This window comes from Sorangium sp. So ce185 (assembly GCF_051526825.1).
GTDB classification, from domain to species: domain Bacteria; phylum Myxococcota_A; class Polyangia; order Polyangiales; family Polyangiaceae; genus Sorangium; species Sorangium cellulosum_D.
This window is the reverse complement of sequence record NZ_CP150316.1, coordinates 9,367,713-9,382,222: the sequence shown is the minus strand read 5'-3', so window position 1 is coordinate 9,382,222 and position 14,510 is coordinate 9,367,713. Positions and strand designations below refer to the sequence as shown.

The window sequence follows — 14,510 nt, the reverse complement described above, 5'->3', positions numbered from 1 at the left end:
AGGACCCGAGCATAGCGTGGCGAAGCACGGCTGTGCTCGGCGCCACGCGGATTTTGGCGCGCGGCGCGGCGGCGGCGAGGCGCGAGCTCAGCTCGCTCGACGCGGGCGAGGCGGCCCGGCCTGTGCGCCGGGCGACATCTCATCGCACCGGGAGCCCGATGCGGTCCCAGTGGCTTAGGCCGTTCGTGTCGATGGAGAAGTAGATCACGGCGGCGATGCCTTCGATGGCCTCGACGGGCACGGGGCCGAAATGCCGCGAGTCGTACGAGCTGTCCCGGTTGTCGCCGAGGACGTAGACGCTCGCGTGAGGCACCTTCACGTCGATCGGAGCGCTCGGCGCAGGGCCGCCGGGGGTGCGCAAGACCGGATAGCGCCGCTCGCCGAGGGTCTCTTGCCACAGCTCATGAGGACTCCCGGCGTCTCCCGGGATGACGTGCTCCGCGCCGACGAGCTCCGAAGTCACCTGGCGACCGTTGATCCGTAGACCTCGAGCGTCGATCTGAACGCGATCTCCGCCGGTCGCGACGATCCGCTTGATGAAGCGCTGGCGCGGGTCCGCCGGGGAGCGGAACATGATGACGTCGCCCCGGCCGGCCCGCTCGCCAGGCTTGTCTTTCAGCACGAAGAGGTGGTCGCCCGGCATCACGGTCGGGCTCATGCTCCCGGAAGGCACCTTGAAGGACTCGAGCACGTGCCGCCGCACGGCGAGCGGCGTGCTCGCGGCGAGCGCGGCGTCCGTCGCGATCTTGACCCGCATGACGAGGCCGTCGGGAGGAGCGGCCGCGATCTCGAGCGGCTCAAGGCCCGCGGCCCCGTTCTGCCGGGCGGCGGACAGCGCCTCGGCGAGCCGTGCTCCCGCGTGCGACGCGTCGGAGCGACCGGGGGACGAGAGCCTCGCCTCCAGGTGATCGGTCACGGTCGCGACGAGCTCGATCGCGGCGTCGTCGGGCCCGAGGTCGGCGACCACCGCGGCGCCGCTGCGGGAGAGCGCTCGATCCAGCCGACGCGCGAGCGCCTCGTTCGCGCCTGGCCCGTCCGCGAGGGCGCCCTGCGTCGCGACGCGCACGCCGCCGCGGGTCAGCGGGACGATCTCGAGCGGGCCGGCGCGGAGCCTGCCTCCGTCCGGCTCGGCTTCGAGGAGGCAGCCCACGTCGTCGATCGTGAGCGAGCCCAGGATGTCGGCGCGGATCTCCGCTGGCTCGGCGACGGCGATCTGAACGCGCGAGATGCTCCGCTCGATGTCCACGCCGCACCGCTCGGCGCCCCATCCGAGCATGGCGCCGACGTCGCCGGCGGGCAGGGCCTTCGGGTCGATCTGCGCGAGCAAGCGCGTCCGGGCAGGCGCCCGCTCGGCGAACGTTCGCCGGTCTTCTACCAAATGGGGCTCCGCCGGCCTCGTCGGCGCCGGGCCGAGCGCCGCGCTCGATCCGGGCGTGCCGCCGGAGCAGCCCGCGAGGAGATGGACCGCCGCGAGGACGGGCGCGACCATGGACGAGCTGCAAAGGCGGCGAGCGCAGGGCGCCTTGAGGGGCGTGGCGAGCGCCTCGCGATTCAAGCGCTCCTCGGCATCGAATGTCCGCATGGATCCAGGATAACCTGCTTGGGATCCTGTTCTGTCAGAGAAAGCTCGTCCGGGAGCGTTGGGGCGCTAGCGTCCCGCGGGCGGGGCAGCGCGGAGGAACGCGCGCATGTGGAAGCGGCGTTGGTCGTCGGGGTAGATGTGCTCCTGCCCGACTGGGCACGCGCGCCGCGACAGGCACCCTGCGGTCATGCACGCTCCGGCAGGCTGGGCGTCGAGGTGGCCGACGCAGGCGGCGACGTCGTAGCTGCCGGGAGAGAAGGCGGCGACGGGGCAGGCGCGCAGACAGGGCTTGTCGGCGCAGGACGCGCAGGGGCTCGGCAGGTCCTCGCGCGGCGGGAGCGACAGCCGCTCGGCGAAGACGAGCGCGGCGCGATACCCGTGCCAGAGGCCGAAGCGCGGGTGGATGAGGATGCCGAGGGGCGACGGGTACACCGGCTCGGCCCGCTGCGCCCAGCGCTGGAAAGGCCAGTACGGAGGGCCGGTGAAGGGGAACAGCGGGGCCGCGCCGAGCTCCGCGGCGAGCGCGGAGACCACCGTGGAGGTCCAGTCGTCGAGCGCGAGATCGGGCGCTTGCTCGCGGGCGCGCGAGAACGCGCGCCACATGGAGGGGCCTGCATTGCCGAGCAGGGCGAGCGTGCCGGCGGGGAGATCCCCGACCGCGGGGACGCCGTCGCCCTCGCAGGGGTGGAAGCCGCCGCGCAGCGGGATGCCCGCGCGGTCGCAGCGCGCCGAGAGAGCAGGCCAGCCGATGGGCATCGGGGCTCGCTTAGGACGCCAGGGCCGGCGCGGCAAGCGAGCGACGGCGAAGGCGGCCCCGCGAGGGCCTCGATCGGCTCTCCTGGATCGGAGCGAGCGCCGCGCGCCCCGCGGGCGGCCTCCTCGCCTGATCAGGGGTTCTGTTCTACAGTGGCGCCGTGGTCCGGAGGCTCGATGGCCGGCTCGGGACGAGGACGTCGTCCCCCAACGCCCGCGCGGCGCGCGCGTTCGGCCGCGCCGGGTGTCCGCCCGCGAGCGCGCCATGAGCCTCCCGCGCCCGCTGGTCACGCTCCACTTCGCCCAGACGCTCGACGGCCGGATCGCCGCCCCCAATGAGCGCGTCGAGCTCAGCACGCCCGCGGGGATCGAGCACGCCCACCGGGCGCGCGCGGATCACGACGCGGTGCTCGTCGGGATCCGCACCGTCGTCATCGACGATCCCCTGCTGACGGTGCGCGCGTGCGAGGGCCCGCAGCCGATGCGCGTCGTGCTGGCGAGCGCCCTCGGCGTGCCGGAGGGGGCGCGCCTCTTGCGACGGTCGCCGGCCACGTCGACCGCGTCCACCAACGGCAACGGCGCCGCGCGAGCGCAGCCGGCCGGCGGGCGCGTGGTCGTCGTCGGCGCGGCGGGCCGCGCGCTTGACGGCGCGCGCGCGCGCCTCGAGGAGCGCGGCGCGGCCGTGATCGTCGTGCCCGCGGACGACCGCGGCCGCGTCTCGCTGCCGCACGCGCTCGCCGAGCTCCACGCGCGCGGCGTGCGACGGCTGCTCGTCGAGGGGGGCGCCGCCGTGCTCACCTCCTTCCTGCGCGCGCGGCTCGCCGATCGCGCCGAGGTCGAGATCGCGCCGCGCCTGCTCGGCGACACGGCGATCCCCGCGGTCGGCGCCCTCGGAGAGGCGCCGCTCGCGTCGGCGATCGACCTGCGCGAGCCGGCGGTCGAGCTCCTGGGGGGCAACCTGCTCTTGCGAGGCGACGTTGCCTATCCCGACTGATCCTCCGGCGCCGCCGGGGACCTCCGTGCCGCCAGCGGCCTCCGCGCCGCCAGCGGCCTCCGCGCCCGCGCCGCTCGCGGGGCCCGCCCGGGAGCTCTGGTTCGTCCGGCCCGGCGCCGTCGAGGTGCGCGCCGGCGACCCGCCGCGCGAGCCTCGGGCCGGCGAGGTCGTGGCGCGCGCGGTCGCCTCGGGCGTGAGCCAGGGGACGGAGCTCCTCCTCTTCCGCGGCGAGGGGCCGACGCCGTTCGATCCGTCGCTCGACGCGCCGGGCGCGCCGACCTACCCGCGCCGCTACGGCTACGCGTGGGTGGGCGAGGTCGTCGCCCGCGGCGAGGGCGCGGCGCTCGGGCCGGGCGACCGCGTCTTCGCGCTCGCGCCGCACGGCGATCTGCACCTGTTCGGGCCGGGCGCGGCGCGCGCGCTGCCCCGCTCGATCCCGGGCGAGCGCGCGGTGCTGGCCGCGAACCTCGAGACGGCGATCACGTGCGTGTGGGACGCGGGGGTCGGCCTCGGGGACGCCGTGGTGGTGCTCGGCGGCGGCGTCGTCGGGCTGCTCGTCGTGGCGCTCGCGCGGCGCGCCGGGGCCGAGGTCCGCCTGGTCGAGCCGAGCGAGCGGCGCCGCCGCGCCGGCCTCGCGCTCGGCGCCGCCGCGGCGATCCGGCCGGAAGACGACCGGCCGCGCGGCGACGCGGACGTCGTGATCGCCGCGACGGGCGACCCGGGCGAGCTCGACCGCGCGATCGCGCACGCGGCGCGCGAGGCGACGGTGACGGTCGCGTCGTTCTACGGGGCGCGGACGAGCCCGGTCGCGCTCGGCTCGGAGTTCCACCGCCGCCGGCTGCGCCTGCGCGCGAGCCAGGTCTCGACCATCCCGCCCGAGCGCGCGCCCCGCTGGGACTACGCGCGGCGCTTCGCGCTGGTGCGCGCCCTGCTGGAGGACGCCGCGCTCGACGCGCTGCTCGACCCGCCCGTCCCGTTCGACGCCGCGCCGTCGGTCTACGCCGAGCTCGCCGCCGCGCCCGGGGCGAGGCTGCAGACGGTCTTCCAGTACGGATCGCGATCGGCTACGCGAGGGGCAACCTAACGAAGGGGCCTCCCATGTTCCTCCTCGGCGTCAGCGACCACGTGATGATCGCGCACAGCTTCTCCGATCCGTTCTTCGGCCCGGCGACCCGGCTACACGGCGCGACGTACGCCGTCGAGGTCGAGATCCGCGCCAAGGCGCTCGGCCCGCACCACGTGGTGATGGACATCGGCGCGCTGCACGCGTCGCTGCGCCGGGCGCTGGACACGATCGACTACCAGAACCTCGACGAGCACCCGGCCTTCCCCGGGCGCACCTCCACGACCGAGCGCGTGGCCGAGCACGTGGCCGGGCTGCTCGCCGAGGACATCGCGAAGCTCGCCGCGGACGAGGCGCCTTGCCCGGGCGCGACGCTGCGGGTGCTCGTCCGCGAGTCGCCGACCGCGTACGCCGGCTTCGAGCGCGACCTCTAGGCTCCGTCGGACGAGCTGCTGCGCCGTCCGGACGGTCGGCCGAGCCCTGCAGCTCCCCTCGCTTGTGCTCCCCGACCTCAGGCCGTTCGCGACGCCCGTCCGGCAGCGCCGAGCGTGAGCCCGGCGAGACGCGCGCGCCTGTCCGGCCGAGGCCGAGCGGCCAGCTGCTCGGCGCCCGCTCCGGCGCTCGCGCGGGAGCAGGGCAGTCGCCTTCGCCGCCATAACAAGGCGGAGACACGCTTATTCCTCTGACGAGCGATCTTCATCGAGACGCCATGTAGCCCGGCGGGGCGCGCCCGGAGCACACCCGCGGTGTCTCGCGACGTGCGATCGCGATCCCACAATTCGTCACCACGCCCGGAACCCGGCACCCCCCTGTTCCGTCTTGTGGGCCACAAAGGCGCGGCACATCAGGGCGACCCGCGCGGGGTTGGATCAATTTTTGTATCCATGTTGCATCAGTAACTCGATGTGAGAACGCGACCGAGCCCGCTCCGCCGCGTCCTCGTGACGTCGAAGGGCCGCTGTACCGGATGGCCCGACGAGCGCTCGCGTAGGACCGCGGACGACGGCGCTCGGGGACGCGCGCAGCCCGCGCCGAGCGGCTGCTTGAAGGACAAGGAGGACTGGATCTCATGAGCGATGAACCTGGATCTGCCGTCGACGACGGGGGCACGATCGGCAGGAACGGGCAGGCGGTCCCAAAGAGGGAGAGGAAGCGCCTCGTGGTGATCGGCAACGGGATGGCCGGCGCGCGGTTCGTGGAGGATCTCGTCGCGCGGGGGGGCAGGGACCGCTTCGAGATCGTGATGTTCGGCGATGAGCCGTACGGCAACTACAACCGCATCCTGTTATCGAACGTTCTTGCGGGAATCCAGGATCCGAAGGACATCTTCATCAACCCTCTGTCGTGGTACGAGGACAACGGCGTCCGCCTCCACGCCGGGGTCCGGGTCGCCTCGATCGACCGTCGGAGCAAGACGGTCCGCGGCGCCTCGGGCGTCGTCGAGGCCTACGACAAGCTCGTCATCGCCACGGGCAGCCGCGCCTTCGTGCCGAAGCTCGAGGGGCTGGAGCGGGAGGGCGGAGGGTACAAGAGCGGCGTCTTCGTGTTCAGGACGCTCGATGACTGCAGCGGCATCCTCGAGCACGCGAGGCGGTCGCGGCGGGCCGCCGTGATCGGCGGCGGGCTCCTCGGCCTCGAGGCCGCGCGGGGCCTGCTCGGGCTCGGCCTGGAGGTGCACGTGGTGCACCTGATGAAGCACCTCATGGAGGTCCAGCTCGACGCCGCCGGCGGAGCCGTGCTCCGGCGCGCGCTGGAGGACATGGGGCTCGTCATCCACCTCGAGAAATCGACCCGGGAGATCTTCGGAGACGAGCGGGTCGAGGGGCTCCGCTTCGAGGACGGGAGCGAGCTCGCGTGCGATCTCGTGGTGATCTCCGCCGGCATCCGCCCGAACGCAGAGCTCGCGCGCGACGCGGGGCTCACGGTCGAGCGGGGGATCGTCGTGGGGGACGACCTCTGCTCGCCCGACGATCCGGACGTCCATGCGCTCGGCGAGTGCGCCCAGCACCGCGGGCGCACCTACGGGCTCGTGGCTCCCCTGTGGGAACAGGCGCAGATCCTGGCCGATCGGCTCACGGAGCGCAGGCCCGACGCGGCGTACGCGGGCTCGAAGGTCTCCACCAAGCTCAAGGTGATGGGCATCGATCTCCTGGTGATGGGGGAGCAGCGCGCCGCGACCGACGCAGAGGAAGAGGTCTCCTACGCCGAGCCCTCGCACGGAATTTACCGGAAGCTCGTGATCCGGGACGGGACCCTGGCGGGCGCCATCCTGCTCGGCGGCGGGGCGCCCGCCGGGAAGCTGCTCCAGGCGTTCGAGCGGGGCCTCGAGATCCCCGAGGATCGCGTGGCTCTCCTCTTCCCCGGGGCCCACGCCGGCGCGGGCGAGCCCAGCGTGGCGGATATGCCGGACGAGGCGCAGGTATGCAACTGCAACGGCGTCTCGAAAGGTCAGATCGCCGCGGCGGCGCTGGGCGGGTGCCGCACGCTCCGGCAGGCGTGCGCCGCGACGCGCGCCGGGTCGGGCTGCGGGGCGTGCAAGCCGCAGGTGCAGGCCGTCCTCGAGCTGGTCCTCGGGAGCGGCGCGGCGGAGGACCCCTCGGCCCATTACTACGTGCCCGGGGTGCCCTACGCGAAGCCGGAGCTCGTCCGGCTCATCCAGGAGCGCGGGCTGCGCAGCGTCTCGTCCGTGTTCCGGGAGCTCGCGGGCGGGCAGGAAGACGTCGCGAGCAAGCCGGGGCTCGCCTCGCTGCTCAAGAGCATCTGGGGGAGAGCGTATGAGGACGAGCGCGACGCGCGCTTCATCAACGATCGGGTGCACGCGAACATCCAGCGCGACGGCACGTTCAGCGTCATCCCGCGCATTTATGGAGGCGTCACGACGCCGGCCCAGCTCCGGAAGATCGCCGACGTGGCCGAACGGTACGACGCGAGGATGGTGAAGATCACGGGTGGCCAGCGGATCGACATCCTCGGCATCGCGAAGGAGCGGCTGCCGGACGTGTGGCGCGACCTGGGCATGCCGTCCGGTCACGCGTACACGAAGGGATTCCGCACCTGCAAGACGTGCGTCGGCAGCGAGTTCTGCCGCTACGGGGTCGGGGACAGCACGGCGCTCGGCATCGCGATCGAGCGCCGTTTCCAGGGGTTCGAGGCGCCCCACAAGCTGAAGCTCGCCACCGCCGGCTGCCCTCGCAACTGCTCGGAGGCGACGACCAAGGACGTGGGCGCCGTCGCCATCGAGGGGGGCCGGTGGGAGATCTACGTGGGAGGCGGGGCCGGCTCGCGCGTCAGGAAGGGAGACCTGCTCTGCGTGGTCGACACGCAGGAGGAGGTCGTCCGCTACGCGGGCCGCTTCATGCAGTATTACCGAGAGCAGGCCAGGTACATGGAGCGCTCGTACGATTTCGTCGAGCGTGTCGGCATCGAGAAGGTGCGAAGGGTGATCGTGGACGACGCCGAAGGGATCGCGGCGCGCCTCGACGCGGAGGTCCAGGCCTCGGTCGACGCGTACGCGGACCCCTGGAGCGAGGCCGACAGCCCGATCCATCCGTCCCAGTTCACGACGCTGCTCCCGCCGCCGAGCGGCGCGCCCGCGCAGGCGGAGTAGGCCGTGGATCGGCGGAGAGGAGCGCCGGGCCAGCGCCCGGCCCGCGGATACGAGGGGTGTCATCCAGCCGGCCCGCGCGCCGGCCGGGGAGGAGTTCGGGTGATGATCGATGTCGCGCAGAAGGAGATGACCATCTTCAACCTCGGCCCGCTGGGCCAGATACCCGAAGGAGAAGGGAAGGCGTTTCATGTCGGCGGCTACGAGGTAGCCGTGTTCCGGACGCGAGCAGGGGAGCTGTTCGCCGTGCAGGCGCGCTGCCCTCATCGGGAAGGGCCGCTCGCGGACGGGCTCCTCGGGGGCAACGTCGTCCAGTGCCCTCTTCACGGGCTCGCCTTCGACCTCTCGACCGGTCACCCGATCGGCGCCGAGTGCAGCGCGCTCGCGTGCTTCCGGGTCGAGCTGAGCGCGTCCGGAGAGATCCTCCTCCGCCTCTCGCGTCCCGAGGCGGGCACCTCGCCCTTTTCGCGCGAGGAGCGACCCGCGCTGGCGCAGCTGCGCGCCGAGGCGACCGCCCGCTGAGGCGGGCAGTCGGCGCGCACTATCGAAACACTATCGAAACAATCCCGATCCCGAAACAATCCCGATCCCGAAACAATCCCGATCCCGAAACAATCGCGAGCCGCGCGTATTCCGCCGACACGATCTCTTCATGAACGCCATTCAGGCTGGCCCGGTCGCGTCCGGATGACACGCGCGGTTTCTCACGAATCGCTCGGGGCTCTCCTGAATCGTCGTGATCTTGGAACCCAGCGCACAGCTTGTTCCGTCTTCGGGGCCACATGGATGCACGTCGAGGCGGCCGGGCAACGGCGCCTGTTCTACTGCAATCGTGCTGCATCAGTGACTACGTGGCCGGAAGGCGGTCGAGCCCGCTGTGTCGCGTCTGCCCGGTAGCGCTGGACGCGGCGGCGAGCGAATGCGAAGGCCCCAGCCCATGATGGAAGACAGGGACACTCGATCCAGGATGCCGGAAGAGGCGTGGGGCGCCGGCCGCGGCTACGGCCCGATCTCGCCGCGCCACCCGCTCGGCGGCGAGATGTCGGACGTCGCGCGCGGGCTCTTCTCGCGATTGCGGCTGCCGCGGCTCCTCCAGCGCTACGCACAGGTGCCGGTGCTCGCCGCGTTCAGCTTCGTGAACGGGTTCGTGAGCATCGGCCTGATGGCGGCCCTCGCCGCCGTGACGAAGGAGCCCTTCGTGTTTCCGTCGCTCGGTCCGACCGCCTTCCTCTTCTTCTACACGCCGCGGGCCGCCTCGGCCGCGCCGCGCAACACCCTCATCGGGCACAGCATCGGTATCGCGGCCGCTTACTTCAGCCTGTTCGTCACGGGGCTGACGCACGCGGGCCCTGCGACCGCCGCCAGCGTGACCCTCCCGCGCGCCCTCGCCGCCGCGCTCTCGCTGGGGCTCACGGCGGGCCTCATGGTGCTCGCCCGAGCTCCCCACCCGCCCGCGGGCGCCACGACGCTCATCGTCTCGCTGGGCATCCTGGACCGGCCGCCGATGTTCCTGGTGCTCCTCGGAGGCGTCGCCCTGCTCACGGCGCAGGCCATCCTCATCAATCGCCTCGCGGGCGTCGATTACCCCCTCTGGGCGCCGCGGCAGGCGCCGGGACCCGACGACGCGCGGGCGCACCTCTCCGCGCCGCCGGGGCGGGGCGCGGCGGCCGGCACGGGGGCGCAGCCATGAGCGCGGAGCTCACCGAGTACCGCGCGCCGCCCGCGCGCCCCGGCGCCGCCGCGAGCGCGCCGCGGCGCGCCCCGCTCGCGCACTGGGGCGCGGTCCGCAACGGGACCGCCGCCGCCGCCGCGCTCGCGGCGCTCATCGTCCTCGGCAGCCGCGACCTCGCCGACTTCGACTCCGCGCTCGTGGGCTACACCTTCGCGTGCCTCTTCATGACCTTCGGGGTCGTGTACCGGTACTCCGTCTGGCTCAGCAAGCCGCCGACCCGCAAGTACTGGGTCCGCGGCGTGGAGGTGCTCTTCTCGCGGCGCCGCTGGCCGCGCCTCCGCCGCCCGACGCTCATCGTCAAGGCGCTGTGGTCGAAGATCATCGCGCAGGATTTCATCCTGCGTCGCGGCCTGACCCGGTGGATCGCGCACATGCTCATCGCGTGGGGCTGCGCGCTCGCCGCGGCCGTGACGTTCCCGCTCGTGTTCGGCTGGCTCCACTTCGAGGCCGGCGCCGCCGGCGCGGTCTATCGCGTGGTGCTCTTCGGAGCGCGCGTGTCCGAGATCCCGGTCCACGGCGTCGTGGGGTGGGCGATCTTTCACGCGCTCGTCGTCAGCGGGTTCATGGTCGTCCCGGGGGTGATGCTCGCCCTGCTCCGCCGCATGCGGGAGGGCGGCGCGGTGGCGGTCCAGCGCTTCGAGCGCGACCTCCTGCCGCTCCTCCTGCTCTTCGCCGTGAGCGCGAGCGGGCTCTTGCTCTGGGTGAGCTACGAGTGGCTGCACGGGTATTTCTACGGCGCGCTCGCCCAGCTCCACGCGCTGACGGTGATCGTGACGCTCGTTTACCTGCCGTTCGGCAAGCTGTTTCACGTGTTCCAGCGCCCCGCCTCGGTGGGCGTCACGTTCTACAAGGAGGCGGGAGACCGGGGCGAGAAGGCGGTCTGTCCGGTCACGGGCGAGGCGTTCGCGGCCAAGCTCCAGACCGACGATCTCAAGGAGGTGCTCGCGGAGGTGGGGTTCGACTACGCGGCGCGGGCGGGGGCCGGGCCTGCGTGGAGCGAGCTCTCCCCGCGGGGGCGGCGGATGCTCATCGGCCGCGCGCACCACCGCGCGCGCGGCGGCCGCTTCTCGTGAGCGACGGAGCGGAGGAGACGACACATGGCTCACCTCAGATTGCCAATTTCCGACTACATCCGCGAGTACGGGCCGCACGTCTCGGACTCGCCCGTGACCGGGTGGGGACCGAAGCCCGAGCCCGACAGGCTGGTCGAGACGCACTGCTGCTTCTGCGGGATGCAGTGCGGCGTGAAGCTGCAGGTCAAGGACAGCCGGGTCATCGGGATCGAGCCGTGGGAGGAGTTCCCGTTCAACGAGGGGCGGCTCTGTCCGAAGGGGGTCAAGCGGTACATGCAGACGCACCACCCCGACCGCCTGACCGACCCGCTGATCCGCGACGGGGCCGGGTTCAGGAAGGCGGGCTGGGACGAGGCGCTCGATCTCGTGGCGTCGAAGGCGCGCGCCATCCAGGCGAAGCGGGGCAAGGACGCCTTCGCGATGCTGAGCGGGGTCTCGCTGAGCAACGAGAAGAGCTACCTCGTGGGGAAGTTCGCGCGCCTCGCGCTCGGCACCGCGAACCTCGACTATAACGGCCGGTTCTGCATGGTCTCCGCGGGCGCGGGGAACAAGAAGGCGTTCGGGATCGACCGCGCCGCGAACCCCTGGGAAGACATCCCCGAGGCCGGCGTCGTGCTGCTCGCGGGCACCAACGTGAGCGAGTGCTTCCCGACGCTGACGCACTACATCTGGAAGGCGCGCGACCGGGGCGCGAAGCTCATCGTGGTCGATCCGCGCGAGACGCCCATCGCCCGCACCGCCGACCACCACGTCGCGCTCCGCCCGGGGACCGACAGCGCGCTCAACCAGGCGCTGCTCCATGAGCTCGTCGCGAACGGCTGGTTCGACCGGGAGTTCGTCGAGCAGCGCTGCACCGGCTGGGCCGAGCTCCGCGCCTCGGTGGAGCGCTGCACGCCCGAGTGGGCCGCGGAGATCTGCGGCGTCCCGGCGGCGCTCATCCGCGAGGTCGCCGCGGCGTGGGGGCAGGCGAAGACGAGCTTCCTGCTGCACGCGCGCGGCGTGGAGCAGCACACGAAGGGCGTCGAGAACGTCCTCAGCCTGATCAACCTCGTGCTCGCCACCGGCAGGATCGGCCGCAAGGGCTGCGGCTACGGGACCATCACGGGGCAGGGCAACGGCCAGGGCGGGCGCGAGCACGGGCACAAGTGCGATCAGCTCCCCGGCAACCGCGACATCGAGAACCCGGAGCACCGCAGGCACATCTGCGATGTCTGGCGGATCTCCGACGCCGAGCTGCCGCGCAAGGGCAAGACCACCGTGGAGATCGTCGAGGCGATCCACGCGGGCGAGATCCGCGGGCTCCTCAACATCTGCTTCAACCCCATGGTCAGCCACCCCGACACGAGCTTCGCCCGCGAGGCGCTCGAGGGGCTCGAGTTCTTCTGCGTCATCGACTTCTTCATGAGCGAGACGGCCCGCTACGCCGACGTCGTGCTGCCCGGCTCGCTGCACGAGGAAGAAGAGGGCACCTCGACGACGGCGGAGGCCCGCGTGGTGCGCCTCCGCGCCGCCGTCGACCCTCCCGGCAACGCGCGGCGGGACACGTGGATCCTCCTCGAGCTCGCGAGGCGGCTCGGAGACGAGGAGCGCTTCCGCTTCTCGAGCAGCGAGGACATCTTCAACGAGCTGCGCCGCGCGAGCGCGGGAGGGACCGCCGATTACGCGGGCATCACGTACGAGCGCGTGGAGCGGGAGATGGGGGTGTTCTGGCCCTGCCCGTCGGAAGGGCACCCGGGCACCCCGAGGCTCTTCGAGGACGGGAGGAGCTACCACCCCGACGGCAAGTTCAAGCTGATCCCCACGCCGTATCGCCCGAGCGCGGAGGTGCCCGACGCGGAGTTTCCGCTGTACATGACCTCGGGCCGGAGCGTCTTTCATTACCTCAGCGGGGCGCAGACGCGGCGGATCAAGTTCCTCGTCGAGAAGAGCCCCGGGCCGGTCTGCGAGATGCACCCCGCGCCCGCGGCGCGGCTCGGCCTCGTCGATCGGCAGCTGGTCACGGTGGAGACCCGGCGCGGCGGGATCACGGTCCCGCTCCGGATCGTCGAGGCGATCCGCCCGGACACGGTGTTCCTGCCGTACCACTGGCCCGAGGAGCTCGCCGCCAACCAGCTCACGGTCCGCGCGCTGGATCCCGTGAGCAAGATGCCGGAGTTCAAGGTCGCGGCGTGCAGGGTGCGCGCCGCCACGCGCGTCGAAGCCGCTCGGGCGCGATCGCTGTTCGCCGAGCTCAAGCTGGAGGCCTCATGAGCGCCGTGGTGCGGGATTTCTTCATCGATTTTCAGCGGTGCATCGGCTGCCAGGCGTGCGCCGCGGCGTGCTCGGAGTGCCACACGCACCGCGGGCTGCCGATGGTGCACGTGGACCTCGTCGCGCCGGGCGTGTCGCTCCAGACCGCGCCGATGGTCTGCATGCATTGCGCCGATCCGACGTGCGCGTCGGTCTGCCCTGCGGACGCCATCAAGGTCGACGAGAACGGGATCGTGCACTCGAGCCTCAAGCCCCGGTGCATCTCGTGCGGGAACTGCGAGCTCGCGTGTCCGTTCGGGGTCCCGATCATCAAGATGGAGATCCAGCAAATGCAGAAGTGCGACATGTGCTTCGACAGGACGAGCGCCGGGAAGAAGCCGATGTGCGCGACGGTCTGCCCCACGGGCGCGCTGTTCTACGGGACGCGCGAGGAGATCGCGCAGCAGCGGCCGGCGAGCAAGCCGATCAACCGCTGGCGGTTCGGCAAGCAGCGGATCGCGACGCGCGTGCACGTGATGGTGCCGCACGACGTGGACGAGATGGCGGTCGAGCTGCCCGCCTTCGACGAGGGCGGCGGCCCCGCGGCGCTCGCGACCGCCCTGGCGACGGGCGCGGGCGACGGGCGAGCGCCGGAGGAGGCGCGGTCGGAGGCGGAGTTTCTGTGATGGGCGCGGAGGATCTGCCCAAGTGGCGAGAGGACTTCCCCTACGAGTCCGAGGGCGACGACCACGTGACCCGCCGCGATTTCGCCCGCTTCCTCGTGCTGCTGAGCGGCGGGCTCGCGACCGGCAACGCCGTGGTGTACCTCCGCTCGCGCCGCCCGCCCGCGGAGCCGCCCGGCCGCATGGAGATCGCGCGGGTCGACGATCTCGCGCCGGGGAGCGCCGTGGCCTTTCGCTACCCGGACGAGACGACGCCGGCGCTGCTGATCCGCCGGGAGAACGGCGAGCTCCTGGCGTTCGAGCAGAAGTGCTCCCACCTCGGATGTCCGGTGTCCTACGCGCGGGAGGGCGGGGAAGAGCACCTCCGGTGCTACTGCCACAACGGCCGCTTCGACGTGGCCTCCGGCGAGGGCACGTCCGGTCCGCCGCGCGACCTGCGGCCGCTCGGGCGGATCGCGCTGGCGGTCGAGGACGGCAAGGTGTTCGCGGTCGGGTTCGCGCGGCGGCGCGCGACGTGAGGTGAGCGATGCCGATCCCTGGACCGAAGCACGACCTGCGCCCGGGGGCGAAGGGCGCGATGAGCGCGAGGGTGCTCGCCGTGGCGATGCTCTGCGCGTTCCAGTACTGGCTCCTCACGTCCACGGTCGAGGCGTACAACGGCGGCGATCGCGACATCCCGCTGCCCGCGCTGGCGACCTCGCTGGTGTGCTTCGCGCTGGGCGCCGGTCTGGTCGCGGCGGGGGAGCTGTCGGGGTGGAGGGCGCGCCGGAGGCCCCCGCCCGACGCGTGACACCCGG

13 protein-coding genes are annotated in these 14,510 nt (G+C 72.5%); 11 read left to right on the top strand and 2 right to left on the bottom strand.

The window, feature by feature from the left end; genetic code table 11:
- Nucleotides 1-139: 139 nt before the first annotated feature.
- Both lepB and WMF26_RS34340 read right to left on the bottom strand, forming a co-directional pair.
- Complete coding sequence (lepB, locus tag WMF26_RS34345; RefSeq protein ID WP_437996177.1) at nt 140-1,582, bottom strand: signal peptidase I; 1,443 nt, start codon at nt 1,580-1,582, stop codon at nt 140-142.
- Nucleotides 1,583-1,648: 66 nt separating this feature from the next.
- On the bottom strand, nt 1,649-2,338 hold the full coding sequence (locus tag WMF26_RS34340) for a hypothetical protein (RefSeq protein ID WP_437996176.1): 690 nt from the start codon (nt 2,336-2,338) through the stop codon (nt 1,649-1,651).
- A gap of 262 nt (nt 2,339-2,600) precedes the next feature.
- Between WMF26_RS34340 and WMF26_RS34335 the strand changes: the two genes are divergently transcribed.
- From WMF26_RS34335 to WMF26_RS34285, 11 genes are all read left to right on the top strand, one after another.
- Nucleotides 2,601-3,329 (top strand): RibD family protein, encoded by a 729-nt coding sequence (locus tag WMF26_RS34335; protein WP_437996175.1) that lies wholly within the window; start codon nt 2,601-2,603, stop codon nt 3,327-3,329.
- Nucleotides 3,313-4,413 carry a zinc-dependent alcohol dehydrogenase gene (locus WMF26_RS34330; RefSeq protein ID WP_437996174.1) on the top strand — a complete coding sequence of 367 codons (1,101 nt, stop codon included), beginning with the start codon at nt 3,313-3,315 and terminating at the stop codon, nt 4,411-4,413. Before WMF26_RS34335 ends, WMF26_RS34330 begins: the two co-directional genes overlap by 17 nt.
- 14 nt (nt 4,414-4,427) lie before the next feature.
- On the top strand, nt 4,428-4,826 hold the full coding sequence (locus WMF26_RS34325; RefSeq protein ID WP_061629843.1) for a 6-pyruvoyl trahydropterin synthase family protein: 399 nt from the start codon (nt 4,428-4,430) through the stop codon (nt 4,824-4,826).
- Nucleotides 4,827-5,461: 635 nt separating this feature from the next.
- Complete coding sequence (gene nirB / locus WMF26_RS34320; RefSeq protein ID WP_437996173.1) at nt 5,462-7,999, top strand: nitrite reductase large subunit NirB; 2,538 nt, start codon at nt 5,462-5,464, stop codon at nt 7,997-7,999.
- Between the two features lie 102 nt (nt 8,000-8,101).
- On the top strand, nt 8,102-8,518 hold the full coding sequence (locus WMF26_RS34315) for a Rieske (2Fe-2S) protein (protein WP_437996172.1): 417 nt from the start codon (nt 8,102-8,104) through the stop codon (nt 8,516-8,518).
- Between the two features lie 415 nt (nt 8,519-8,933).
- Nucleotides 8,934-9,686 (top strand): HPP family protein, encoded by a 753-nt coding sequence (locus WMF26_RS34310; protein WP_437996171.1) that lies wholly within the window; start codon nt 8,934-8,936, stop codon nt 9,684-9,686.
- The gene (locus tag WMF26_RS34305; RefSeq protein ID WP_437996170.1) at nt 9,683-10,801 is read left to right on the top strand and encodes an MFS transporter; all 1,119 of its coding nucleotides are present in this window, start codon (nt 9,683-9,685) and stop codon (nt 10,799-10,801) included. Before WMF26_RS34310 ends, WMF26_RS34305 begins: the two co-directional genes overlap by 4 nt.
- A gap of 24 nt (nt 10,802-10,825) precedes the next feature.
- Nucleotides 10,826-13,051 carry a molybdopterin oxidoreductase family protein gene (locus tag WMF26_RS34300; protein WP_437996169.1) on the top strand — a complete coding sequence of 742 codons (2,226 nt, stop codon included), beginning with the start codon at nt 10,826-10,828 and terminating at the stop codon, nt 13,049-13,051.
- Complete coding sequence (locus WMF26_RS34295; RefSeq protein ID WP_437996168.1) at nt 13,048-13,716, top strand: 4Fe-4S dicluster domain-containing protein; 669 nt, start codon at nt 13,048-13,050, stop codon at nt 13,714-13,716. Before WMF26_RS34300 ends, WMF26_RS34295 begins: the two co-directional genes overlap by 4 nt.
- The gene (locus tag WMF26_RS34290; protein WP_437332506.1) at nt 13,716-14,231 is read left to right on the top strand and encodes a ubiquinol-cytochrome c reductase iron-sulfur subunit; all 516 of its coding nucleotides are present in this window, start codon (nt 13,716-13,718) and stop codon (nt 14,229-14,231) included. Before WMF26_RS34295 ends, WMF26_RS34290 begins: the two co-directional genes overlap by 1 nt.
- 8 nt (nt 14,232-14,239) lie before the next feature.
- Complete coding sequence (locus tag WMF26_RS34285) at nt 14,240-14,503, top strand: DUF6755 family protein (protein ID WP_437996167.1); 264 nt, start codon at nt 14,240-14,242, stop codon at nt 14,501-14,503.
- The last annotated feature ends 7 nt before the right edge of the window (nt 14,504-14,510 follow it).

What these genes read in the sequence shown, in the direction of transcription:
- lepB (WP_437996177.1), bottom strand. Translation starts at nt 1,582, where the DNA reads ATGCGGACATTCGATGCCGAGGAGCGCTTGAATCGCGAGGCGCTCGCC.
- WMF26_RS34340 (WP_437996176.1), bottom strand. Translation starts at nt 2,338, where the DNA reads ATGCCCATCGGCTGGCCTGCTCTCTCGGCGCGCTGCGACCGCGCGGGC.
- WMF26_RS34310 (WP_437996171.1), top strand. Translation starts at nt 8,934, where the DNA reads ATGATGGAAGACAGGGACACTCGATCCAGGATGCCGGAAGAGGCGTGG.
- WMF26_RS34300 (WP_437996169.1), top strand. Translation starts at nt 10,826, where the DNA reads ATGGCTCACCTCAGATTGCCAATTTCCGACTACATCCGCGAGTACGGG.
- WMF26_RS34335 (WP_437996175.1), top strand. Translation starts at nt 2,601, where the DNA reads ATGAGCCTCCCGCGCCCGCTGGTCACGCTCCACTTCGCCCAGACGCTC.
- WMF26_RS34290 (WP_437332506.1), top strand. Translation starts at nt 13,716, where the DNA reads ATGGGCGCGGAGGATCTGCCCAAGTGGCGAGAGGACTTCCCCTACGAG.
- WMF26_RS34315 (WP_437996172.1), top strand. Translation starts at nt 8,102, where the DNA reads ATGATCGATGTCGCGCAGAAGGAGATGACCATCTTCAACCTCGGCCCG.
- WMF26_RS34285 (WP_437996167.1), top strand. Translation starts at nt 14,240, where the DNA reads ATGCCGATCCCTGGACCGAAGCACGACCTGCGCCCGGGGGCGAAGGGC.
- WMF26_RS34295 (WP_437996168.1), top strand. Translation starts at nt 13,048, where the DNA reads ATGAGCGCCGTGGTGCGGGATTTCTTCATCGATTTTCAGCGGTGCATC.
- nirB (WP_437996173.1), top strand. Translation starts at nt 5,462, where the DNA reads ATGAGCGATGAACCTGGATCTGCCGTCGACGACGGGGGCACGATCGGC.
- WMF26_RS34305 (WP_437996170.1), top strand. Translation starts at nt 9,683, where the DNA reads ATGAGCGCGGAGCTCACCGAGTACCGCGCGCCGCCCGCGCGCCCCGGC.
- WMF26_RS34325 (WP_061629843.1), top strand. Translation starts at nt 4,428, where the DNA reads ATGTTCCTCCTCGGCGTCAGCGACCACGTGATGATCGCGCACAGCTTC.